Below are 21,585 nucleotides of genomic sequence, written 5' to 3' on the forward strand. Positions count from 1 at the left end.
ACCATTATTACCGGTACCACCACAGGTGGCACTGGGGCCGGTTGATGCGCTGACGAACAAGCACAGAAATCAGAAAAGGCCCGTACCCACCCAGTACGGGCCTTTTTGTTGGATTGGTTTTTAGATTGAATTTCATAGATTTACAGGGAGAGAAAGCGATGAGAGTGTTGAAATTTGGCGGGTCTTCACTGGCCGATGCAGAGCGTTTTTTACGGGTGGCCGATATCGCGGTCAACACCCACGGCCAATCTCAGGTAGCCCTGGTGCTCTCTGCACCTGCCAAGGTGACCAATCATCTGGTGGCGCTGGTGGAGCAGACCAGTCGCGGCATGGATGCCAGTTCCACCCTGTTTGAAGTCAACGGTATCTTCTCCCGACTGCTGGCCGGGTTGAAGGCGGCCTATCCGGCGCTCGATGACAAGGCGCTGCTGGCCCGTCTCACCGCCGAGCTGGATCAGGTTGAGCGCCTGATGCAGGGCATCCGTCTGCTGGGACTCTGCCCGGACAACGTGCAGGCGCGCATTCTGAGCCGTGGCGAGAACCTCTCCATCGCCTTTATGCACGAACTGCTGCGGGTGCGCGGTCTGGATCTGGAGCTGATCGTACCGGAAGAGCTGCTGGTCACCGACGGCGGCTATCTGGAAGCCCACGTCGATATCGAAGCCTCCCGCCTGCGCTTTGCCGCCAAGGGGCTGCGTAGCGACTGTCTTTACCTGATGCCGGGCTTTACCGGCGGCAGCGATAAGGGCGAGACCGTGCTGCTGGGCCGTAACGGCTCCGACTACTCCGCCGCCGTGCTGGCTGCCTGCGTCGATGCCGAGTGCTGCGAGATCTGGACTGACGTCGAGGGTTGCTACAGCTGCGACCCCCGTCTGGTGCCGGATGCCTACCTGCTGAAAACTCTCTCCTACAAGGAGGCGATGGAGCTCTCCTACTTCGGCGCCAAGGTGCTGCACCCGAAAACCATCGCGCCGGTGGCCCAGTTCCACATTCCCTGCCTCATCAAGAACAGCTTCAATCCGCAGGGGCCGGGCACCCTGATCGGCCCCGAGAGCGGCGACGATGACCTGAAAGTGAAGGCCATCTCGGATCTCTCCGGCATGTGCATGTTCAACGTCTCCGGCCCCGGCATGAAGGGGATGGTCGGCATGGCCGGTCGCATCTTCTCCGCCGTCTCCCGCGCCGGGGTCAGTATCGTGCTGATCACCCAGTCATCTTCCGAGTACAGCGTCAGCTTCTGTATCCACAGCTACGACCAGGAGAAGACCCGCAAGGTGCTGGAGCGCGAGTTCGAGCTCGAATTCAAAAACCAGCTGCTAGAGCCGCTGGATATCATCAGCGATCTGGCCATCATCTCCCTCATCGGTGACGGCATGCGCACCAGCAAAGGGATGGCGGCCCGCTTCTTCACCTCGCTGGCGCAAGCCTCCATCAATATCGTCGCCATCGCGCAGGGCTCCAGCGAGCGCTCCATCTCGGCGGTGGTGCGGGATCGCAAGGTGGCGGAAGCCATCAAGGCGTGCCACCAGAACTTCTTTGGCAGCCAGCAGTTTATCGATCTCTTTGTGGTCGGGGTTGGCGGCGTCGGTGCGGCACTGGTTGATCAGATTGCCCGCCAGCAACCGGTACTGGCCGAGCAGGGCACTGGCCTTCGCGTGGTCGGCATCGCCAACAGCCGCCAGATGGCGATCAACAAGGATGGCCTGAACCTCGCCAACTGGCGTGAACAACTGGTGGAAGCCCGCGACAGCTTCTCGCTGGAAGGGGTGAAAAAGCTGGTGGAAGATAGCCACATCATCAACCCGGTGATCGTCGACTGCACCTCCTCCGAGGCGGTGGCCGTCCAGTATGCCGACTTCCTCGCCGCCGGTTTCCATGTGGTCACTCCGAACAAGAAGGCCAACACCGGCTCGCTCGATTACTACAAGGCGCTGCGCCGCACTGCCCGCCAGACTCGCCGCAAGTTCCTGTACGAGACCAACGTGGGTGCTGGCCTGCCGGTTATCGAGAACCTGCAGAACCTTATCAAGGCTGGTGACAAGCTGCGTGCCTTCGACGGCATTCTGTCCGGTTCACTCTCCTTTATCTTCGGCAAGCTGGATGAAGGGATGGCCTTCTCTGAAGCCACCAAGATTGCCCGCAGTAACGGCTTTACCGAGCCGGATCCCCGCGACGATCTCAACGGCATGGATGTGGCGCGCAAGCTGCTCATTCTGGCTCGCGAGGCGGGCATGGCGCTGGAGCTCTCCGATGTGGAAGTGGAGCAGGCGCTGCCGCCGGGCTTTGATGTGAGCGGCGACGTGGAAGCCTTTATGGCCCGCCTGCCCGAAGCGGACGGCTGGTTCCGCGACCAGTTCGCCGCCGCCCAGCGTGAAGGTAAGGTGTTGCGCTATGTGGGCTCCATCGAGGGTGGCAAGTGCAAGGTCGCCATCAAGGCGGTCGGTGGTGACGAGCCGCTGTTCAAGGTCAAAGACGGGGAGAACGCGCTCGCCTTCTTCTCCACCTACTACCAGCCGATCCCGCTGGTGCTGCGTGGCTACGGCGCCGGTACCGAAGTGACCGCGGCGGGCGTCTTTGCCGACGTGCTGCGCACCCAGAACTGGAAGCAGGAGCTATAAGCATGAGTTCAGACATGTACCAGAGCAGTAGCGTGGTCGCCTACGCGCCCGCCTCCAGCGCCAACTTGAGCGTGGGATTCGATGTACTGGGGGCGGCGCTCGCCCCCGTGGATGGCTCTCTGCTCGGCGATCGGGTGCAGGTAAAAGCGGCTGACGTGCCGTTCGCCCTCTCATCCGTGGGCCGCTACGCCCACAAGCTGCCGGATGATCCGAAAAAGAATATCCTCCATGACTGCTGGGTCGCCTATGGCGAGGCGCTGGAGAAGCGCGGCCTGAAACTCAAGCCCCTCGAAATGGTGCTGGAGAAGAACCTGCCGGTCGGCTCGGGTCTGGGGTCGAGTGCCTGCAGCGTGGTGGCGGCCCTTGAAGGGCTCAACGCCTTTCACGGCGCGCCTCTCGACGAGCACGACATGCTGCTGCTGATGGGTGAGATGGAAGGCAAGATCTCCGGCTCCGTCCACTACGACAACGTGGCCCCCTGTTATCTCGGCGGCATGCAGCTGGTGCTGGAAGAGCACGGCGTTATCAGTCAGGGTATTCCGGTGTTCGATCAGTGGTACTGGGTGGTCTGCTACCCGGGTACCGTGGTCTCTACCGCTGCCGCCCGCGCCATTCTGCCGGCCCAATATCGCCGTCAGGATTGCCTCACCTACGGTCGCCGCCTGGCTGCCTTTGTCCACGCCAGCTACACCGGGCAGGAGGGATTGGCCGCCAGCGTATTGAAAGACGTGATTGCCGAGCCCTACCGCGCGGCGCTGATCGAAGGCTTTGCCGAGGTGCGGGCCCAGGCCGCCCAGAACGGGGCGCTGGCCACCGGCATCTCCGGCTCCGGCCCCACCGTATTTGTGGTGATGAAGGATCTGGCGCAGGCCGAGCGGATGAAGGATTGGATGGAAGCACATTTCGTGCAGAACGAAGATGGATTTGCCCGGGTCTGCAAACTGGACATGGCCGGGGCACGGGTAACAGGAAGCGAGCTATGAATCTCTACAACATCAAGGACAACAGCGAACAGGTGAGCTTTGCGCAGGCGGTGCGTCAGGGCTTGGGTCGCGAACAGGGGCTCTTCTTCCCCGAACAACTCGAACCGCTCGCCGATGTGGATGCCCTGCTGGATCTGCCGCTGGCCGAACGCTCTGCCCGCATCCTGAGCCACCTGTTGGGGGACGAAGTGCCCGCCGCCAAGGTGAGCGAGCTTGTCAATGCCGCCTTCACCTTCCCGGCGCCGCTGGTGAAACTCAAGGATGGCACTTATGCCCTCGAACTGTTCCACGGCCCGACCCTGGCGTTCAAGGATTTCGGCGGCCGCTTTATGGCTCAGTGCCTCGCGGCGTTCAGAACAAATGACAAGATCACTATCCTCACCGCCACCTCCGGCGACACCGGCGCCGCCGTGGCCCACGCCTTCTACGGGCTGGAGGGGATTGAAGTGGTGATCCTCTATCCCAAGGGCAAGATCAGCCCGCTGCAGGAGAAGCTCTTTTGCACCCTTGGCGGCAATATCCGCACCATCGCCATCGATGGCGACTTCGATGCCTGTCAGGCGCTGGTAAAACAGGCCTTTGACGACGAGGCGCTGAAAAAGGCCATTGGCCTCAACTCCGCCAACTCCATCAATATCAGCCGTCTGCTGGCGCAGGTTTGCTACTACTTCGAGGCGGTGGCCCAGCTGCCGAAAGCCGATCGCGCCAAGGCGGTCATCAGCGTGCCGTCCGGCAACTTTGGCAACCTCACCGCAGGTTTGATTGCCAAGGCGTTGGGGCTGCCGGTGAAGCGCTTTATCGCCGCCACCAACGCCAACGATACCGTGCCGCGCTACCTCAAAACCGGCCAGTGGGAGCCGCACCAGACAGTGGCAACCCTCTCCAACGCCATGGATGTCAGCCGCCCCAATAACTGGCCGCGGGTAGAAGAGCTGTGCCGCCGCAAGGGCTGGGCGCTGGAGACCTTAGGGTCAGGCATGCGTGACGACGCCCAGACCCGCGATGCGCTCAAACGCCTGCACCAGCTGGATTACCTCTGCGAACCCCACGGCGCCATTGCCTGGGATCTGCTGGGGGAACAGCTGGCCGAGGATGAAGTGGGGGTCTTTCTCTGCACCGCCCATCCCGCCAAGTTCAAGGAGTCGGTGGATGAGATCCTGCATCTGGATGTGCCGCTACCCGGCCCGCTGGCCAAACACGCCGAGCTGCCGCTGCTCTCCGTGAATTTGCCAGCGGAGTTTGCCCGGTTAAGGGCGTTTTTGGTGGGTTAAGCCGCTAAGCTGAGATAACCGATAGAAATAAAAATCCCCCGGTAACGGGGGATTTTTTATGTTCTGTATTGGAGAAGATGACTCAAGTTCGATCTGCTGCTCGATAAGCCGGATAACTTACGATCCCTACCCTCTTTCAGAGCGTGGGGAATAGTTATCTGGTGTCGAAAAAGTCCTTTTGTTGAAGAACTTTCTATCGTCCTTAGCTTCTTGATACTCTTCCTATCGGATGACATCCCCATGAAACAACGTAATCTTTTATGTCTGACCAGTATTCATTTAACTGGGGAGATACATGCTCTGCTTTTTTTTGGGGGGTCATTATTTTTAAGCGTTCGACAGACCTTGTAAGTATGTTTTCTCCATATCCAGGGATTTTGGGGCAAGCATTGCATTCAGTGCATGACTTGTTGTTTAAACAGTCTTTATCTGCAAAATTTGGTAAGTTAGCCAAAATTGGTAGCCAAAAATCACCATGTGTACGGTCTAGATTGATAGCAGTTTTTAGTGAAAGTCCATTTTTATGGTCGAAATATAGTCTAACTCTATTATCAATAGCATTGAGTCTTGCTAATGTGTCTAATGAATCAATCCGCGCCTCATTGTTTGCCTCTGTCGCAATCACATCCTCCATTACCGACTCCGGAATAAAACTTTCTATCTCATGTGCATCAAGTATTTTTGCATATGCTGAGCAATTAAATACTCTCTCGGAAGTTGAGAAAGATGCTGAGGTAGAGCCTTCTTTTCCCATTGGATGCTTTTTATCTGTATCGACGATGCATAAGCATACCGCATCATTGCTTTTTAGGTGCAAATAGTTCTTTTTTATTTGGCTACCACCACCATTTCTAAAATCAAGTTTGAACGGTAAGTTCAAACTTGTTCCATTTAAGCTTGAACGAGCAATCTCACTATAAAATTCATAGTCAGACATATCTTCTGCTAACATTTTCGCTGAACACAAGTTAGTATGGTCTGAGAAATATTTGTAACTCACACTCATTACGTTGACATTATTTGGTGATACAGAATATATAGGATCACCATCGTAGCTAAAGTCCACTTTTAATACGAATTTTATGTTAGTGAGATAGCTGTAATACTCGCTCAGTGACTCATATATTTCAGATGCATGGGTTCGGGATAAACCATACAGATACTCAGAAGCTAGTAGGTCTCGCATCATTTTTTTGGATGCAATAACAATATGATGCCTATAGCCATGCGAATGCATTAAATGGTTTATTGCTGATATTTTTTCATCATCTTCTGGGTTGACAGCTAATACGTCTAAGTTAATAATTTCAATTAGCATGCCATTACCTTCCAGCAAAAAAACCAGTTGGCCATGAAACTAGAAATCCATCTTCTGAGAAGTTAGAAAATTTAGCTCTGGTATCATTGTTGCTATCTTTATTAAAGACAACGATATTAATATCCTCGTGAGGAATTATTTTATCCTCAACACAATCGCCAAGTGCATCAATCATTGTCTTACTATGGGTTTCAAAAATGATTTTTATATTTATGTCATTTTTTGATGCAAAACTAATTACCTTTGCAAATAAGATGGCCAATCTTGCCTGATACTCAGGATGTAAGTGTAGTTCTGGTTGCTCTATTGCAAATATCATGTGTTTATTCGAGTTTTTTACATGTCTTTTTCTATAAATTTCAACCCAAATGGAAGCGACAATGGGAAGAATTTGAGAGAAACCAAACCCCATATCATTTATGTTATATTCTTTGCTATCATTCTCTGTTTTAATCATTATTGCATAATGAAGACCTTGCTCATCAGCTCTTACGGAAAAACCAAAATGTTCCAATGTCCAGCTAGAAAAATTCCTCTTTTCATGATCTGGAAGTGATTTTAATAGCATAGCAAGGTTTGAACCTGTATGGTCTATTTCATCTACCTGCAAATCCTGATGTCTATAATATCTTTCCGCAGTTGCTCGTAGCGGTGCAATATATCTTATGCTTTTGAATGAGTTTTCAAGCTCCAAGTTAATACGTTCAATTATTTCATTTAACGAGCTATATAACGATGCTTTAAAAAATAGTTCGCATATTGTTTTTTTGTTTTTCTCGTTTCTAAGGTTTTCTCTAAAAACCTTATTTTCTGGAAATGCAAGATGAAGTCTATTCTCCACTTCCGTTCTTCTGCAGACGCCTATTTTACTTATTCCGTTAATTATGGTGTCGTCTTGTGTGTTTCTATGGAAAAATGGACGAAGCTTATCCATGTAACCTTTGGTTATAACACTATACACATAGGAGTCATTAAATTTTATGAACTTTACACTAGACCCTTGAACCATTCTTTCATATTTTTCAATAGTTCCTAATCTAGGTATAAAATAGTTGTTTTTTGAATAATTTAATTTATCAAAAGATAGTGTTTCATCCCCTTTAATCATAAGCGAACACTTCTCTTTTTCTTCAAACTCCAAGTTAAACTCAAGCCCTTCAATTTCTATTTTTAGACGTTTTGCAAAAGTTTCATTTTTAAAATGAGATACACCTAACTCTACGCAAGTAGGTATAATACTTTCGTCCTTTCCAAAAAACTCATAATTATAGTAATATCCATATGAGTGAAATTGTCTTCTAGATATGGATGTTAGATCAATTTTGAAATCGAAAAATATAACGTCCTCTTCAGAGTTATTCTTAATTACTTCTGAATAAGCTCCAAAATCAACGTATGAACCATACCATAGTATTGGACCAGTTGTTTTTGCTTCAACAGATTGTCTTAAAAGTGGGAGAGTTCTAATAAAACTACTTTTACCACTACTATTTTTCCCCACAAGGACGGTGATTGGTTTTAAGTCAATATAATCAATACTCTCTTCATTAGGAAAGCTTCGTAAATTTCTGAGCCTCATTGACTTTACCATTTTTACTCCAGTATTAAATTTAATAGGTATAAGTTACGCTTGGTGTTTCTCGAAAAATATATTCCAAATGAATTATTGTTGTGGCTTTGCTTCGAACTGTTTTGGTCATTCATGTGATGTTGTATCGGCTAGGTCTCACGCTACCGCCCGTGGATTACATCACGTATGTTGGGCTAACCCTCGTAGGTTGGTGCTGAACGAAGTGAAGCCCAACGTTTACCGAGAAAGCTAGATTTGATTTTGGTTATCGATTCTATATGGTCAAAAATGATCTTATTTGGGAAATCATATCTCCCGTTTGTTGGGCTTCGCTGCGCTCAGCACCAACCTACAACACATTCCAAGCCGATTATTCCCGACCCGAGTCACTATCAATGGCCCACTCTGGCCCTATCCATCCTGCGGCGATATGGCGATGGATGGAGGAGTAAGGCCAATCAACCGATTTGGCACAATAACCATGTTTGACCGGATTGAAGTGGATGTAATCGACATGGGCTTGCAGATCCTTGTCATCCCGGATCAGATGTTCCCAATAACGTCGTTGCCAGATACCTCGTTCCCGTTTTTTGAGTCGGCTCTCCCGTATCCGCTCTGTTTTGGCAATGCATCGTGAAAAGCCTGCCTTGATCAGAGACCAGCGCATGGGATAGTCACTGTCATCTGGTGGTAGTTGCCAAATGGCATGGAGATGATCCGGCATCACCACCATGGCAATGATCTCGAAGGGGTGTTGCTGTTTGACGTGGCGGATCACTTCGCGCAGCAGGTCGATATGACGTACCAGCAGATTCTGCTTGCGGTCAGCCAGGTTGACGGTGAAGAACCAACATGCCCCGCTGGTTGTTGCTCGGCGATAGCGCATGGTTCTCCTTTCTGGTATCGGGGGTAAATATCAGGTTTGTTCGGTTGCATAAAATGGGAAGCAACTAACCGAGGGCTCGCGTGTTGGGCTTCGCTGGGCTCAGCGCCAACCTACGAAATGCAGCAATCACTGTTTAAAACCCACGCTACCGCCCGTGGATTACAGCTTCCAACTTGCTTCATTGACCAGCGAGGGTGATAGCCCATCACTGATTAATAGGCATCCTTTGAGTATGTTAAGCTATTTGACTCTGGCCATACCAGCCAAAATGACTGAATTGTTACTAGTTGGTGACTTATTGTTCTTGTTCGGTGTTGTCACGGTTGGCAAGTTGACCCGCATGGCCCTTGATTTTATTGGGTTTGGCGAGTCTGGCGATGGATCCGGCGGCCAACAAAAAGCTGGCTGGCGCGGCCAAGAACAGCTTTGTCCAGAAGTGCGTGAAGGATAGCGCCGCCAAGTAAGGCATTTTCTCATCCGGTGTGTTTGCGGGGGGCCATCAGGCCCCCCGCGCTTTTTGGGGCGCAGGGGCGTTATCGCTAAGCGGGTGATGCGAGCTTGCAGCAAGGGCTGGGCTGATTAAGAGCCAACAAGCGGCGGTGAAGGGGGGCAAGCGGGGCGGCCCTGGAGAAGTTGCCGGAACTGGGATCTCGATCGGGGCAACAGGACTTTTGTCCTGCAAGGGGCGAGGGGGCGGGGGCTAGGATGCCCTCATCCACACGAGTCAAACTGGAGCACAACAATAATGACCGCTCATATCAATGCCAACCCGGGCGATTTCGCCGAGACCGTCATCATGCCGGGGATCCGCTGCGGGCCCGCTATATCGCCGAGACCTTTCTGACCGATGCGCGCGAGGTGACCAATGTGCGCAATATGCTGGGCTACACCGGCTATTACAACGGTCAGCGCATCTCGGTGATGGGCCACGGCATGGGGATCCCCTCCATGGTGCTCTACGCCCACGAGCTGGTGAACGACTTCGGGGTCAAGCGGATCATCCGCATCGGCAGTCTGGGAGCGACCCAGCGCCACGTGCAGATGCGTGACGTCATTCTGGCGCAGGCGGCAGGCACCGACTCCCCGACCAATGCCAAGCGCAGCGCCGGCTACCAGATGGCGACCTCGGCCGACTTCGCCCTGCTGCACAAGGCCTTTACCAAGGCGCAGGAGAAGGCGATTCCGGTCAAGGTGGGCAATATCTTCACCGGCGATCTCTATTACGATCCGGACGAAAACCTCATTCCGGCGCTGGAGAAGTTCGGCGTGCTCGGCATCGACATGGAGGTGGCCGGTCTCTACGGGCTGGCCCATCAGCAGGGGATCGAGGCGCTCGCCATCCTGACTGTCTCCGACCACTGCCTGACCGGTGAAGAGACTACTGCCGAGGAGCGGCAACTCTCCTTCAACCAGATGATCGAACTGGCGCTGCACACCGCGCTGTAAGCGCCGCGGCCCGCCCAACCCTGCACGCACCCTGACCCCAAGAGAGATCCAATATGAACAATAAGCTCTCCCTCACTGCCATCAGCTTCCTGGCCAACTTCGTGATGGCCGGTTTTGCGACCCAGTTCGGCATGCTGATCGACCCCATCGCTGCCAAGTTCGGCGCCGACGTCAATCAGGTGGCCTCCATCTTCTCCCTGCTCAACGGCGGGGCGCTGGCGGGCACCATTGCCGCCTTCTTCCTTATCGAGAAGGTGGGCCTCAAGCGGATGACGCTGCTCTGCTACGGCCTGATCGCGTTGGCGGCGGCCTCGCTCCATCTGACCGGCTCGCTCTATGTGGTGATGGCGGCCATGACGGTGATTGGCCTGTGCGGCGGGGTGGGGCTCTGCATTGCAGGGACTCTGGTGGTGAGCGTCTGGCAGGCGCGGATGCAGAGCACCATGCTGGTGGTGCAGGATGCCACCTTCAACGTGGCCGGGGTGGTCTTCCCGCTTATCACTACCTACACCCTGACTCACGCCATGGCGTGGAGCTGGAGCTATCTGGCGGTGGGTGTGGTGGCGCTGGCGACCATGCTGGTGGCAGTGCTGACCAACTTCCGCAGTTGCGAGGCGGGCGGCGAGAGCGCCGGCAACGAGCATTCGGAGTGGAACCTCGGCATCATCAGCGGCGGGCTGGGGCTTTTTCTCGGCATGCTGGCGCTCTACACCTTCCTCACCTGGGCGCCCATGTTCGTGAAGAACAAGTTCGGCATCCCCTTCGAGGAGGCGGGAAATATCATCACCCAGTACTGGACGGCGGCCCTGCTTGGCGCGCTGGTCTCGACCGCCATTGTGACCCGCATTGCGATCCGCACCTTCCTCCTGGTGATCATCACCCTGGCGATGGGGATGACGGCACTTATCGTCACCACCGACAACCTGAGCCAGCTGCCTTACCTCACCTATGGTTACGGCTTTGTCTGCGCCGCGCTTTACAACGCCTTTATCGCCTACGGGGTGTCGTTTGTACGGCAGGCATCGAGCAAGAACGTCTCCTACATCCTCATCAGCGGCAGCGCGGGGGCCATGTTCAGCCCGGCCATCAGCGCCCTGCTGGAGCAGGTGATCGGCTTGCAGGCGGTGATGTACGCCATCCCGCTTATCTACGGCGTGATCCTCGCCATGCTGGTGGCATCGCTGCGCATGGCCCGGCCGCAGCCTTGTCTGGCCTGAGCGGGAGAGTAAACGGCAGGAGGGGCGGTATAAACCGCCCCTCTTTTTTGTCTTTAACCGGCAACTGATGCCTGCGACTTAAGGTTGCTCCAGAAAGGCCCTGAGCCCCGCCAGATCGCGGATCTGCAACCCCTCCTCACCGCGCTCCACCAGTCCCTTGTCCATCAGCTCTTTCACCGCCCGCCGGTAGACCCGGTCGGTCGTGCCGAAGCGTTCCGCCTCCTGATACCCCTTGCGAAAGCCGCTCACCGGGTTGTCGTGGCAGTGGCTGTGATAGAGGTCGAGGGCGATGTTGTAGCTGATGGGGTAGAGCATGCGGCAGGTGAAGATATCTACCGTGTCCTGATAGTCGATGGCAATGGCGGTGGCAAAGAAGAGCGCCACCTTGGGGTGGGCGACCAGCGCCTGTTCCAGCTGCTCGCCGTCGATGCGGGCCACTTCCAGCGGCTCCTCGGCGATGATGTCGAGCTGGCAGCGGTAGCCGGTGAAGAACTCCATCTCGCCAAAGAGCTGGTTGTCGCACTCCAGGGTGCCGAGCTGAAAGCGGCGGCCATTCATGGCGGTGTGGCCCATGGCGATGCGGCCGCTTGGCACCAGCACCAGATCCCGCAATTGCTCCCCCTGACGCATCAGTGGCTCCCCCTCGGGGATCAGACGCCGCTCCGTGATGCAGGAGATGACCACCTGTTCGATGAGGTCATGGCTGGCCTGCCAGTGGGGCTGAAAGCGCCCCTTAAGAAGGGGTTTGAGTTGCATGGCGGACTCTTTGACTGACGTATACAGGCGGCTATTACACATGTTCGCCCCCCGATAAGCTAGCCCTGCTGCGGTGGCGGCCCGCTTGGCGCCAACCCTCGGTTTGGGCTTTGCACTGCAACCGGCGGATAGGGCGGCTGGCAATTGGCCATCACGGGGGCGGAGTGATAAATTAACGCCCTGATTTGCAAGGTTTATCAAGGTAGCAAAATGTTCAAACGCTCGGCTGCGCTGGTGGCGCTGCTGCTAATCGGGGGCGTTCACGCGGCTCCGGCCGTGTTCTCGCCCGCCGCCAAGGTGGTGTGCGACAAGAAAGGCGGCTATTGCGCCGACCCGCAGGGGATCTCCATCGGCCTGACCCGCGCCCATCTCGGAGAGCAGGCGGCCAGCCGTTTGCAGAAGAACCTGCAGGGCGCCGACCTTGGCAGCTACACCCTGAGCAACGGGGTGCATTGCGAGAGCAGTGAGAAGCAGTGCTACAAGGATCGCTACTTCCCGCGCACCAAAGAGAGCCACTTCACCGCCATCCTCTTCAAGCAGGGCAAGTAAGCGGGTCGTGGCTGGCAAGTTGGCGAGACAACAGGAGTTGAACGAGATGATGGAAGGGACGCAGTGGCGCTGGCTCAATGAACCGGCCCAGTGGCACAAGACCGAGGGCGGTTTGCAGGTGGTAACGGACCAGCAGACCGATTTTTGGCGCAGCACCTGGTATGGCTTCGAGCGCCACAGCGGCCATGTCTATGGCTGCGAGGTGGCGGGTGAGTTTACCTTTCAGGTCTGCGTCGAGGGGGAGTTCACCACCCTCTACGATCAGGCGGGGCTGATGCTGCTGCAAGACGAGGCGCACTGGCTGAAAGCGGGGATCGAGTACAACGATGCCCAGCCGATGATCGGCAGCGTGCTGACCAATCCGCGTTCTGACTGGGCCACCGGCATCTTCACCGGCAATCCGCGCCGCTTCTGGTTGCGGCTGACCCGGCTGGCCGATTGCCTGCGTTTGCAATACTCCACCGATGGCAAGGTGTGGCCGCTGCTGCGCCTCGCTCCGTTCCCGCCAAGCGAGCGCTGCTTTATCGGGGTGATGTGCTGCACGCCGGAGCGGCAGGGGTTGGCGGTGTGCTTCTCTGACTTGCGCCTCACGCCGCCTCTTGGCAAGGCGCTCCATGATTTGAGCTAGGCCAGCGGTTTTGCCTGCGACATTGAACCAATAAAAAAGCGCCCGCAGGCGCTTTTTTCATTTGGCTGGTAAGGCCTCAATTAGCTGATCAGGCTGGCCCACAGGTCATATTCGTCGGATTCGTCGATCCGCACCTTGACCATGTCCCCCGGCTTGAGGCCGGTTTCGCCGTTGAGGTAGACCAGACCGTCGATCTCCGGCGCATCGGCGAAGGAGCGGCCAGTGGCACCCTCTTCGTCCACTTCGTCGATGATAACGGTCATCTCCTGACCCACTTTGCGGGCCAGCTTGCGGATGGAGACCTGCTGTTGCAGCTCCATAAAGCGCTGGAAGCGCTCTTCCTGAATCTCTTCCGGTACCGGATCCGGCAGCTCGTTGGCCAGCGCCCCTTCGACCGGGCTGTATTTGAAGCAGCCGACGCGATCCAGCTCCGCCTTGTCGATAAAGTCCAGCAGCATCTGGAAATCTTCCTCGGTCTCGCCCGGGAAGCCGACGATAAAGGTGGAGCGCAGGGTGATCTGCGGGCAGAGCTCGCGCCACTTCTGGATCCGCTCCAGCGTACGCTCGACTGAACCCGGACGCTTCATCAGTTTGAGGATGCGCGGGCTGGCGTGCTGCAACGGAATATCAAGGTAGGGCAGGATCTTGCCATCGCGCATCAGCGGGATGACATCATCCACATGCGGGTAGGGGTAGACGTAGTGCAGACGTACCCAGATATCGAGCTTGGCCAGCTCTTCGCACAGGGCGACCATGCTGGTCTTGACCGGCATGCCGTCGTAGAAACCGGTGCGGTGCTTCACATCGACGCCGTAGGCGGAGGTGTCCTGGGAGATCACCAGCAGCTCCTTCACGCCAGCCTCTTTCAGGCGCTTGGCTTCGGCCAGCACGTCGCCGATGGGGCGGCTCACCAGATCCCCGCGCATGGAGGGGATGATGCAGAAGGTGCAGCGGTGGTTGCACCCTTCGGAAATCTTCAGATAGGCGTAGTGGCGCGGGGTCAGCTTGACGCCGTGGGCCGGTACCAGACTGGTGAAGGGGTTGTGCTGCGGCTTCTCCACATATTTGTGGACGTGGCCCAGTACCTCTTCATAGGCGTGGGGGCCGGTGATCTCGAGCACCTTGGGGTGGATCTCGCGGATCTGATTCTCTTTGGCGCCAAGGCAGCCGGTGACGATCACCTTGCCGTTCTCGGCCAGCGCTTCGCCGATCGCTTCGAGCGACTCCTGCACGGCACTGTCGATAAAGCCACAGGTGTTGACGACAACCAGCTCGGCATCGTCATAGCTGGGCACCACGTCGTACCCTTCGGTACGCAGCTGGGTCAGGATGCGTTCTGAATCGACCAGGTTTTTGGGGCAACCCAAGGAGACGAATCCTACTTTGGGGGCCTGTTTTGTGTTGGACATCGCTCAATCACTCTTAGGTGGCTCTTCTTTAAGGGCGCGGATTTTACCGGAATGGTTAACCAAAAACTATACAGCCAGCATGGCAGAACCGAACAATATCTCCGACCAGGCAAGATTGGGCTGTACCAGCAGTCGTTGATGGCGCGCCCTTGGTAGGGCTATTGCCTCTGCCATGCAGGCTTGTTGTGGGGAAGCTGCTTTGTTGATTTTTCTGTCAATTTTGACGCTGTGGCGGGGAGAGCGTCAAAGGGAGTCACTATACTTCCATCACGGGGTCCCGTTGGAGATGGCGATGGAAAGTTCATTTGGCGAAAAAATGCAGAGTGTACATGCCACGCTCAGGCAGCGCTTTGACAAGCTGAGTCGGGTGGCCATCGCGATTTACGATCCCCATACCGATCAGCTCAAGACCTTTGCCCACAGCACCGAGGGGCCTTCGCCGCTGGTGCAATATGAGGTGAAGCTGAGCGATGTCCCCTCCCTGAGTTATCTGGCGGAGCACAAGCAGCCCCGGGTACTCGGCAATCTGGATGCCCTGCGTGGCTCTGCGTCGGAGCACAGCCGCAAGGTGCTGGAGGCAGGTTATGCCTCCAGCTATACCGAGCCGCTGCTGTTCAACAGCAAGCTGTTTGGCTTTCTGTTTTGCGATGCCATGGAGCCGGGATATTTCGAGGAGCCGATCCGCAGCGAGCTGTCGGCCTATGCCCAGGCGCTCTCGGCCATCATTGCGGTGGAGTTTTTCTCCATCCAGACCCTTGGCGGCGCGCTGACCACGGCGCGGGAGTTCAGCCGTTATCGGGATGAGGAGACCGCCAACCATCTGCACCGGATGTCTGCCTACTCCCGGCTGATTGCCAAGACGCTGGCCCCGACTTGCGGGTTGAGCGATGAGGAGGTGGAGTTTATCTACCTCTTCTCCGAGCTGCACGACATCGGCAAGATCGCGGTGCCGGACGCTATTTTGCTCAAGCCGGGCAAGCTGACGCCGGAAGAGTTCGAGATCATGAAGATCCACCCCGGCAAGGGGCGGGAGATGATCAGCCTGATGATCAACGAGTTCGGCCTCGACGGTATTCACCACACCGACATGCTGACCAATATCATCGCCAGCCATCACGAACGCTTTGACGGCACCGGCTATCCGCTGGGGCTGGCAGGGGAGGCGATCCCGCTGGCGGCGCGCATCGTGACGGTCGCCGATGTGTTTGATGCCCTGACCAGCGAGCGCCCCTACAAGAAGGCATGGCCGTTCGAGACGGCGTTTGCCTATCTGGAGGAGCATGCCGGCAGCCAGTTTGATCCCGCCTGCGTCGCCGCAGCCCTGCACAACAAGGCCGAGTTTTATGCCATCTATCAGCAGTATCAGGATCCGGCCACTACACCGGAGACGGACGAGGCGAAACCGGCTGAGTGAGATGGGGGAGGCAAAGCCAGCGCAAGGGGGATTAAGGGACAAGCAAGAGGGCCAACGATGCAGAGCAAGAGAAGGGGACGCCAGCGAGCGTCCCCTTTGTATTTGTCAGATTGGATGGTCGCTGTGTTTTGGCTCGTCGCCCGCAGCACGTTATGGCTTGGGCGTCGGCTCGCTGATCTGATAGAGGTGATCCGCGCAGGCGCTGGAGCAGCCGCAGGGGCGTACCTCTTTATCTTCCCGCTTCTGGGCAAGCTGGTATTGGCGCCACCAGATGATGGTGCCCATGGCCAGGATCAACACGAACGAGGCGAGCAGGCTCAACAACCAGATGGACATGATCTCTTCTCCTTGATGATGACATGCACGGCGATGGCATCAGTGATGATGGCAGCAACCGCCCTGCTGGTTGGCGCCTTCACTGCCGTGGCAACAAGTATGGCCTTGTCGTGAGATCTCTGCCTGATTGCCACTACTGGCGCAACAGTGATCGGAGCCACTGTTGCAACCACCGTGACAATTCGCATGGCTGTGGCCTGTGCCGACGGGCTGGATGGCACGGATAGTCGCCTTGCTCTGATGACGGCGAGATGGACGGCCCTGACTGGCCTCGGTAAGAGGTTGCAGATTGGCGGGGGCCAGCAGCGCGGGCAGCGGCAGGCGGGCAGCGCGGCACTGCAGCACCCGGATATTGGCCGCCAGCAGGCGCCCCAGCATTCGCTCGCCGATATTGCGCACCACCACCTGACCTACCTGATGATGGGCGAGGGCGTCGAGCAGCGCTTGCTTGCCGTGGCAGCCTTCGGCGGCGGCCGGATTGGGCAGGGTGGCGATAACGTTCCCTTCGGGGTTAAGAATTTGCAGCTGCTCGGCACGGGTAAAGTGGCCAGCCAGCAACCCCTGACTCAGCATCAGGGCGCTGTTGCAGGGGTTGGTGGTCATGGTTGTGACAGCATTCATGTCGGCTCTTCTCCACTGGTTGGGTGGTCGGGCTCGGCGGGTTGCATCATCAATGCCTTGCCCAGACTCAGACACTCCACCACCTTGTAGCGCCCTTTTTTCAGGATATTAGCCAGGGTCTGGCGGGAAACCCCCATCACCAGGGCGGCCTCCTGCTGCTGCATTCCTTGAAGGTCGACGAGGCGCAGTGCCTCGAACTCGTCAGGGGCCAGCGTGACCTGTTCCAGCTGATGCATGGGGCGGCCGTTGGGTTTGAAGCAGCTGTTGGCGGGGCGGCCACAGATCTGGCGGGCAATCTTGGGTCTTGGCATGGTGGCTCCTAATTGGCATAAGCCATTTATACGCTCATATGTGGCATATGCCAATAATTTTGTCTGATGCAGCGGGCAGCGCGAGTGCTGTTTACGGCAGAGGGGGGGTAAAGAGGGGAGGAGGGATACGCACAAACACTGTGAAGGTGGCAGAAACGACGCAGGCCCGAACATGGTTCGGGCCTGCGGTTTTGCAGAGGATGGCGGTTGCCTTCCCGACGCGCTTACGCCTGTTCGGCCTCGGCCACGGGGGCTGCGCTCTCGCTACCGTTGGCGAAGCGATCCGCCCACAGGGCAATCACGCCGTCACCGGTGACGTTGCAGGCGGTGCCGAAGCTGTCTTGCGCCAGATAGAGGGCGATCATCAGGGCGATGGAGGCTTCACCGAAACCGAGCATGGAGGTGAGCAGGCCCAGCGCCGACATCACGCCACCACCCGGCGCGCCCGGTGCGGCGATCATGATCACCCCCAGCATCATGATGAAGGGGAGCATGGTCTCGATGCCCGGAATGGCCAGATGCTCGGAGAGGAACATCACCGCGGTGGCGCAGGTGACCAGGGTAATGGTGGAGCCACAGAGGTGAATGGTGGCGCACAGGGGCACAGTGAAGTTGGCGATGCCGTCGCTCACCCCGTTGTTCTTGCTCGATTGCAGAGCGACCGGAATGGTGGCGGCGCTCGACATGGTCCCCAGCGCGGTGAAGTAGGCGGGCAGCATGTTCTTGATGAGCTGGGCCGGTGAGCGGCCAAGGGCCAGACCGGTACCAACGAACAGCACGGATAGCCAGATCCAGTGCATCAGGATGGCCATCACCAGCACCACGCCGAAGGTTTTCAGGGTAGCGAATACGGTGCCTTCTACCGTCATCTCGACAAAGACGCCGGCGATGTAGAACGGCAGCAGCGGAATGATCACCGTGGCCAGCAGGCGGTCGATGATGTCACGACCCTGATCGGCGACCCGGCGCAGATCGGTGGCCTGGGTGGCGCTGATGCCGATGCCGAACACGAAGGCGGCGGCCAGTGCCGACATCACGCCAAACAGCGGCGGGATCTCCAGATTGACGTAGGAGGCAAGCTTGATAGCCGTGGCCGTGGTGGGCTCGGCGGCGGTGGTGAACTGCGGGATAAGGTGGCTCGCCACGGTAAAGGCGAACAGCCCCGCCAGAATGGTGGAGCAGTAGGAGAGGGCCACGGTTTTGCCCAGCAGCTTGCCGGAGTTTTTCGGCAGGCTGGCGATGCCGCTCATGATAAAGAACAGAATGATGAGCGGAATGGTGAAGGTGATCAGCTGACCTATCACTGTCTTGGCCGTAAACAGCACGCGCGCCACCCACTCAGGGGCGTAGAGACCGAGCAAGAGACCGGCAAGGATGCCAGCAATGAGTTTCAGGACAAGTTTCATAAGGAAATCCGGAGTTGGTTGTATTGTCTGTTTTGTTATTAAAATTTGATATTAATCACACTTTTTAACACGTAAGCCGTGTTATGTCTGCCTTTTCTGCGTTAACGCCGAGTTAAATATTGTCGAAAGCCAGGATCGCCGACTAGCTGTCGGCTTGGTGTTGAACGGGAAAATCCGTGATGAATTAGCCCATTAGGTGGCCTGATGATCGCCACGCAGCAACATGACGTACTGGGTGGCGTGTTGACTTGAGGAATCTGACGTACTGGCTGATACGGCTTCCATCGGCGCCAGTTGCAGTGCTATCCCGGATGTGGTGACGATTTGCTGAAGATGCGGGAGCTGCTGGTCGTGGCTCATTTCGCCGCTTGGCTGTAGGGGGAAACAGAGCGGGGCGCCCGCTTTGAGCAGGGTCGCCAGCTGTTGCAACAGGGGGACAAGGGTGGCCGCGTCGCTATCAAGAGGGCGGCTTAACCAGATGCCATCGTAAGGGAGCACCGAGTACATCTTCACCAGCGGGCAGACCCGCACCGCTTGTCCGGATTGCTGCGAGGCGACTTTGGCGTCAGTCAGCACAGCTTCACAGGCGGTGACCACATACCCTTCTGCACGCAGCCAGCACAGATCCTCCCCTATACCGCACTGACCATTGAGCAGGTGAGCACCGGGTTTAAGGCGCACCACAAAGGCAGCCCGAGCGCGGGCATGCTGGTCGTTAAATGGCCGGGAGGCGGGGGTGGCGTCAGAGTGTGGCACAGGGGTTACCTCAAGCAGGGGGCGCACAGGGTAACAAATCGGGGCCTGACTGCCAAAGCGCGCGGTCAGGCCCCGATTTGAATGTGAGGAAGTTGCCGGAGCCGGTTAGCGGCCGCAGGCAGGCCCGTGGGGCTGGGCCAGCATGGTGAACATGCTCTCTATCAGGAAGGCGGATTCGCCCTGCAGGTCGATCCGCCCCGGAAAGTGGAGCCAGTTGATGATGTAGCCATCCAGGGTGCAGTGGAGCAGGGTAGCGGCGCGCTGCAGGTTGAGGTTGGCGGGCAGTTGGCCCCGCTGTACCGCGTTGGCCAGGGTGGTCTCCAGGTCCCGAAAGAAGTTGGCGGACTGGCTGCGGATATGTTCGCGCAGTGAGATGGCTTCCCCCTCCAGCGATTCGAGATTGAACAGGATGGTGAACATCTGCCGCTGGGCCGGATTGTGAATGAAGCTGTGGAGCACCCCTTCGAAGAAGAGGCGCAGTTGCCCCAGCGGATCCGGCTCATCTGGATTGAGGCAAGCATCGAGCTGGTGGGCGAGGGGGCTGCAGAGCTCCTGCCAGAGCGAAATGAAGAGTTCATCCTTGTTCTTGAAGTGCCAATAGATGGCCCCGCGGGTCAGGTCTGCCGCCCTGGCGATGTCGGTCAGGCTGGTCTTGGTCAGGCCCTGAGAGCAGAACAGATCCAGCGCCGTGCTCATGATGTGGCAGCGGGTTTGCTGCGCCTCTTCTTTGGTTCGTCTGGCCATCGAAATTTGTGCCTCATGCAAGCAAAAAGTCACTTACATACATTTATGAATGTATGTATATTGCCTCATCTTTCGACTATTTACCAACAGGGCCCGTGTGGCCCTGATTGTTCATTGACTGGCAAAGGCTCAGGTGTTTCATGCATAAACATATTCTTGCTCGTTCAGTTGGTCTTGCCTTGCTGGCTACAGGCTTGCTGGCAGGTTGTGGTGACAAGGGGGGCGCACCCCAGGGACAGGGCGACATGCCCCCCGCGGCGGTCAACGTGGTGACCCTGCAGAGCGGTCCGCTGATGTTGACCACCGAGTTGACCGGTCGCAGTGCCCCGTTGCGGGTGGCCGAAGTGCGTCCGCAGGTGAGCGGCATCATCCTCAAACGCCTCTTTACCGAGGGGAGCGATGTGAAGGCGGGCGATCTGCTCTATCAGATCGATCCGGCTGTCTATCAGGCGGCGGTTGCCAGCGCCAAGGCCAATCTGGCCAAGGCCGAGGCTAACGAGCAGAGTGCCCGCCTCAAGGCGCAGCGCTATCAGGAGCTGCTCAAGGTCAAATCCATCAGCCGTCAGGACTATGACGACGCCGACGCCAGCTGGAAGCAGGCGCAGGCGGAGATCATGGCGAGCAAGGCGGCTTTGCGTACTGCCGAGATCAATCTCGGTTACACCCGCATCACAGCCCCCATCAGCGGTCGTATCGGTAAATCCGCGGTGACCGAGGGGGCGCTGGTGACTGCCCAGCAGGCTGATAGCTTGACTGCCATTCAGCAGCTTGATCCCATGTATGTGGATGTGCGTCAGTCCACCGCCGATCTGCTGCGCCTCAAGCGACTGGTCGCCGAGGGCAAGCTGACCCAGGACGAGCAGAAAGGGGCCAAGGTGACCTTCCAGCTGGAAGATGGCTCCACTTACGGCGAAGAGGGCTCGCTGCAGTTCTCCGATGTGACCGTAGACGAGACCTCCGGCATGGTGACCCTGCGGGTGATTGTGCCCAACCCTCATCAGCTGCTGCTGCCCGGCATGTTTATGCGCGCCACCCTGCAAGAGGGTGAGCGGGCGCAAGGGCTGCTGGTGCCGCAAACTGCGGTGACTCGCACCCCCAATGGTGGCGCCACCGTGATGGTGGTAACCGCTGACAACAAGGTGGAGCTGCGCAACGTGCAGCTGAGCCGGGTCGTCGGCAGCAACTGGGTGGTGGAGTCAGGGCTCACCTCCGGCGAGCGGGTGATCGTGGCTGGCTTGCAGAAAGTACGACCGGGCGCCGTGGTCAATCCCGCCGAGCAGGGTGCTGATGCAGCGTCTGCTCAAGCTGCGTCCAACACCCCGGCCAACAAGTAGGATGGAGTAGTC

The 21,585-nt window shown here is 56.9% G+C and carries 20 protein-coding genes and 1 pseudogene; 10 read left to right on the forward strand and 11 right to left on the reverse strand.

Features of this window, described 5'->3' with window-relative positions:
* The first annotated feature begins 158 nt into the window (after positions 1 to 158).
* The 3 genes from thrA to thrC are packed head-to-tail and all read left to right on the forward strand — an operon-like array spanning position 159 to position 4,872.
* Positions 159 to 2,618 (forward strand): bifunctional aspartate kinase/homoserine dehydrogenase I, encoded by a 2,460-nt coding sequence (thrA, locus tag ACTG1K_RS09985; protein WP_440005207.1) that lies wholly within the window; start codon positions 159 to 161, stop codon positions 2,616 to 2,618.
* A gap of 2 nt (positions 2,619 to 2,620) precedes the next feature.
* On the forward strand, positions 2,621 to 3,601 hold the full coding sequence (gene thrB / locus ACTG1K_RS09990) for a homoserine kinase (RefSeq protein ID WP_005359151.1): 981 nt from the start codon (positions 2,621 to 2,623) through the stop codon (positions 3,599 to 3,601).
* Positions 3,598 to 4,872: a threonine synthase gene (gene thrC / locus ACTG1K_RS09995; RefSeq protein WP_331485188.1), complete on the forward strand. Its 1,275-nt coding sequence runs from the start codon at positions 3,598 to 3,600 to the stop codon at positions 4,870 to 4,872. Before thrB ends, thrC begins: the two co-directional genes overlap by 4 nt.
* Positions 4,873 to 5,074: 202 nt before the next feature.
* On the opposite strand, the gene ACTG1K_RS10000 is transcribed toward thrC, so the two are convergent.
* From ACTG1K_RS10000 to ACTG1K_RS10010, 3 genes are all read right to left on the reverse strand, one after another.
* Positions 5,075 to 6,190, reverse strand: a complete 1,116-nt coding sequence (locus ACTG1K_RS10000) for a hypothetical protein (RefSeq protein WP_440005208.1) — start codon at positions 6,188 to 6,190, stop codon at positions 5,075 to 5,077.
* 4 nt (positions 6,191 to 6,194) lie between these two features.
* A complete protein-coding gene (locus tag ACTG1K_RS10005; protein WP_440005209.1) occupies positions 6,195 to 7,781 on the reverse strand; it encodes an AAA family ATPase in 1,587 nt (528 codons plus the stop codon).
* Positions 7,782 to 8,130: 349 nt separating this feature from the next.
* Entirely contained in the window at positions 8,131 to 8,646 is a 516-nt protein-coding gene (locus ACTG1K_RS10010) for an REP-associated tyrosine transposase (RefSeq protein ID WP_440005210.1), read from the reverse strand.
* A 154-nt stretch (positions 8,647 to 8,800) separates the two neighbouring features.
* On the opposite strand from ACTG1K_RS10010, the gene ACTG1K_RS10015 reads away from it, so the two are divergent.
* The 3 genes and pseudogenes from ACTG1K_RS10015 to tsgA all read left to right on the forward strand — a co-directional run bounded on the left by ACTG1K_RS10015 (position 8,801) and on the right by tsgA (position 11,309).
* Positions 8,801 to 9,097 carry a hypothetical protein gene (locus tag ACTG1K_RS10015; RefSeq protein ID WP_440006848.1) on the forward strand — a complete coding sequence of 99 codons (297 nt, stop codon included), beginning with the start codon at positions 8,801 to 8,803 and terminating at the stop codon, positions 9,095 to 9,097.
* A 294-nt stretch (positions 9,098 to 9,391) separates the two neighbouring features.
* Positions 9,392 to 10,092 (forward strand): annotated as a pseudogene (gene deoD / locus ACTG1K_RS10020) (purine-nucleoside phosphorylase).
* A gap of 53 nt (positions 10,093 to 10,145) precedes the next feature.
* Positions 10,146 to 11,309, forward strand: a complete 1,164-nt coding sequence (gene tsgA / locus ACTG1K_RS10025; protein WP_244089487.1) for an MFS transporter TsgA — start codon at positions 10,146 to 10,148, stop codon at positions 11,307 to 11,309.
* Between the two features lie 78 nt (positions 11,310 to 11,387).
* Here the strand turns inward: tsgA and ACTG1K_RS10030 are convergent, their stop codons facing one another.
* Entirely contained in the window at positions 11,388 to 12,065 is a 678-nt protein-coding gene (locus ACTG1K_RS10030; RefSeq protein ID WP_215807564.1) for a Crp/Fnr family transcriptional regulator, read from the reverse strand.
* 210 nt (positions 12,066 to 12,275) lie between these two features.
* Between ACTG1K_RS10030 and ACTG1K_RS10035 the strand changes: the two genes are divergently transcribed.
* Positions 12,276 to 12,614: a YcgJ family protein gene (locus ACTG1K_RS10035; protein WP_071911895.1), complete on the forward strand. Its 339-nt coding sequence runs from the start codon at positions 12,276 to 12,278 to the stop codon at positions 12,612 to 12,614.
* Between the two features lie 46 nt (positions 12,615 to 12,660).
* Entirely contained in the window at positions 12,661 to 13,242 is a 582-nt protein-coding gene (locus ACTG1K_RS10040) for a DUF1349 domain-containing protein (RefSeq protein ID WP_440005211.1), read from the forward strand.
* A gap of 80 nt (positions 13,243 to 13,322) precedes the next feature.
* Here ACTG1K_RS10040 and rimO read toward each other — a convergent pair whose 3' ends face one another.
* Positions 13,323 to 14,651: a 30S ribosomal protein S12 methylthiotransferase RimO gene (rimO, locus tag ACTG1K_RS10045; RefSeq protein ID WP_440005212.1), complete on the reverse strand. Its 1,329-nt coding sequence runs from the start codon at positions 14,649 to 14,651 to the stop codon at positions 13,323 to 13,325.
* A gap of 292 nt (positions 14,652 to 14,943) precedes the next feature.
* Here rimO and ACTG1K_RS10050 point away from each other — a divergent pair, with 292 nt between their 5' ends.
* Complete coding sequence (locus ACTG1K_RS10050; protein WP_440005213.1) at positions 14,944 to 16,065, forward strand: HD-GYP domain-containing protein; 1,122 nt, start codon at positions 14,944 to 14,946, stop codon at positions 16,063 to 16,065.
* A 150-nt stretch (positions 16,066 to 16,215) separates the two neighbouring features.
* On the opposite strand, the gene ACTG1K_RS10055 is transcribed toward ACTG1K_RS10050, so the two are convergent.
* The 6 genes from ACTG1K_RS10055 to ACTG1K_RS10080 all read right to left on the reverse strand — a co-directional run bounded on the left by ACTG1K_RS10055 (position 16,216) and on the right by ACTG1K_RS10080 (position 20,239).
* Complete coding sequence (locus ACTG1K_RS10055) at positions 16,216 to 16,401, reverse strand: hypothetical protein (RefSeq protein ID WP_335830248.1); 186 nt, start codon at positions 16,399 to 16,401, stop codon at positions 16,216 to 16,218.
* A 39-nt stretch (positions 16,402 to 16,440) separates the two neighbouring features.
* Positions 16,441 to 17,022 (reverse strand): NifB/NifX family molybdenum-iron cluster-binding protein, encoded by a 582-nt coding sequence (locus tag ACTG1K_RS10060; protein ID WP_335827569.1) that lies wholly within the window; start codon positions 17,020 to 17,022, stop codon positions 16,441 to 16,443.
* Positions 17,019 to 17,333: a DUF134 domain-containing protein gene (locus ACTG1K_RS10065; RefSeq protein WP_005338107.1), complete on the reverse strand. Its 315-nt coding sequence runs from the start codon at positions 17,331 to 17,333 to the stop codon at positions 17,019 to 17,021. Before ACTG1K_RS10065 ends, ACTG1K_RS10060 begins: the two co-directional genes overlap by 4 nt.
* Positions 17,334 to 17,557: 224 nt before the next feature.
* Positions 17,558 to 18,739, reverse strand: coding sequence for a dicarboxylate/amino acid:cation symporter (locus ACTG1K_RS10070; RefSeq protein ID WP_440005214.1), 1,182 nt, complete (start codon positions 18,737 to 18,739; stop codon positions 17,558 to 17,560).
* A 192-nt stretch (positions 18,740 to 18,931) separates the two neighbouring features.
* On the reverse strand, positions 18,932 to 19,495 hold the full coding sequence (locus tag ACTG1K_RS10075; protein ID WP_429034435.1) for a hypothetical protein: 564 nt from the start codon (positions 19,493 to 19,495) through the stop codon (positions 18,932 to 18,934).
* 105 nt (positions 19,496 to 19,600) lie between these two features.
* The gene (locus tag ACTG1K_RS10080; protein ID WP_440005215.1) at positions 19,601 to 20,239 is read right to left on the reverse strand and encodes a TetR family transcriptional regulator; all 639 of its coding nucleotides are present in this window, start codon (positions 20,237 to 20,239) and stop codon (positions 19,601 to 19,603) included.
* Positions 20,240 to 20,379: 140 nt separating this feature from the next.
* Between ACTG1K_RS10080 and ACTG1K_RS10085 the strand changes: the two genes are divergently transcribed.
* Positions 20,380 to 21,573: an efflux RND transporter periplasmic adaptor subunit gene (locus ACTG1K_RS10085; protein ID WP_440005216.1), complete on the forward strand. Its 1,194-nt coding sequence runs from the start codon at positions 20,380 to 20,382 to the stop codon at positions 21,571 to 21,573.
* Positions 21,574 to 21,585 lie beyond the last annotated feature (12 nt).

Origin of the sequence: Aeromonas sp. 102P (assembly GCF_051920345.1) — a bacterium.
Lineage (GTDB): Bacteria > Pseudomonadota > Gammaproteobacteria > Enterobacterales > Aeromonadaceae > Aeromonas > Aeromonas veronii.

What these genes read in the sequence shown, in the direction of transcription:
- ACTG1K_RS10080 (WP_440005215.1), bottom strand. Translation starts at nt 20,239, where the DNA reads ATGGCCAGACGAACCAAAGAAGAGGCGCAGCAAACCCGCTGCCACATC.
- thrC (WP_331485188.1), top strand. Translation starts at nt 3,598, where the DNA reads ATGAATCTCTACAACATCAAGGACAACAGCGAACAGGTGAGCTTTGCG.
- ACTG1K_RS10035 (WP_071911895.1), top strand. Translation starts at nt 12,276, where the DNA reads ATGTTCAAACGCTCGGCTGCGCTGGTGGCGCTGCTGCTAATCGGGGGC.
- thrB (WP_005359151.1), top strand. Translation starts at nt 2,621, where the DNA reads ATGAGTTCAGACATGTACCAGAGCAGTAGCGTGGTCGCCTACGCGCCC.
- ACTG1K_RS10060 (WP_335827569.1), bottom strand. Translation starts at nt 17,022, where the DNA reads ATGAATGCTGTCACAACCATGACCACCAACCCCTGCAACAGCGCCCTG.
- ACTG1K_RS10000 (WP_440005208.1), bottom strand. Translation starts at nt 6,190, where the DNA reads ATGCTAATTGAAATTATTAACTTAGACGTATTAGCTGTCAACCCAGAA.
- rimO (WP_440005212.1), bottom strand. Translation starts at nt 14,651, where the DNA reads ATGTCCAACACAAAACAGGCCCCCAAAGTAGGATTCGTCTCCTTGGGT.
- ACTG1K_RS10085 (WP_440005216.1), top strand. Translation starts at nt 20,380, where the DNA reads ATGCATAAACATATTCTTGCTCGTTCAGTTGGTCTTGCCTTGCTGGCT.
- ACTG1K_RS10050 (WP_440005213.1), top strand. Translation starts at nt 14,944, where the DNA reads ATGGAAAGTTCATTTGGCGAAAAAATGCAGAGTGTACATGCCACGCTC.
- ACTG1K_RS10040 (WP_440005211.1), top strand. Translation starts at nt 12,661, where the DNA reads ATGATGGAAGGGACGCAGTGGCGCTGGCTCAATGAACCGGCCCAGTGG.
- ACTG1K_RS10030 (WP_215807564.1), bottom strand. Translation starts at nt 12,065, where the DNA reads ATGCAACTCAAACCCCTTCTTAAGGGGCGCTTTCAGCCCCACTGGCAG.
- ACTG1K_RS10005 (WP_440005209.1), bottom strand. Translation starts at nt 7,781, where the DNA reads ATGGTAAAGTCAATGAGGCTCAGAAATTTACGAAGCTTTCCTAATGAA.
- ACTG1K_RS10070 (WP_440005214.1), bottom strand. Translation starts at nt 18,739, where the DNA reads ATGAAACTTGTCCTGAAACTCATTGCTGGCATCCTTGCCGGTCTCTTG.
- tsgA (WP_244089487.1), top strand. Translation starts at nt 10,146, where the DNA reads ATGAACAATAAGCTCTCCCTCACTGCCATCAGCTTCCTGGCCAACTTC.
- ACTG1K_RS10065 (WP_005338107.1), bottom strand. Translation starts at nt 17,333, where the DNA reads ATGCCAAGACCCAAGATTGCCCGCCAGATCTGTGGCCGCCCCGCCAAC.
- ACTG1K_RS10055 (WP_335830248.1), bottom strand. Translation starts at nt 16,401, where the DNA reads ATGTCCATCTGGTTGTTGAGCCTGCTCGCCTCGTTCGTGTTGATCCTG.
- ACTG1K_RS10010 (WP_440005210.1), bottom strand. Translation starts at nt 8,646, where the DNA reads ATGCGCTATCGCCGAGCAACAACCAGCGGGGCATGTTGGTTCTTCACC.
- thrA (WP_440005207.1), top strand. Translation starts at nt 159, where the DNA reads ATGAGAGTGTTGAAATTTGGCGGGTCTTCACTGGCCGATGCAGAGCGT.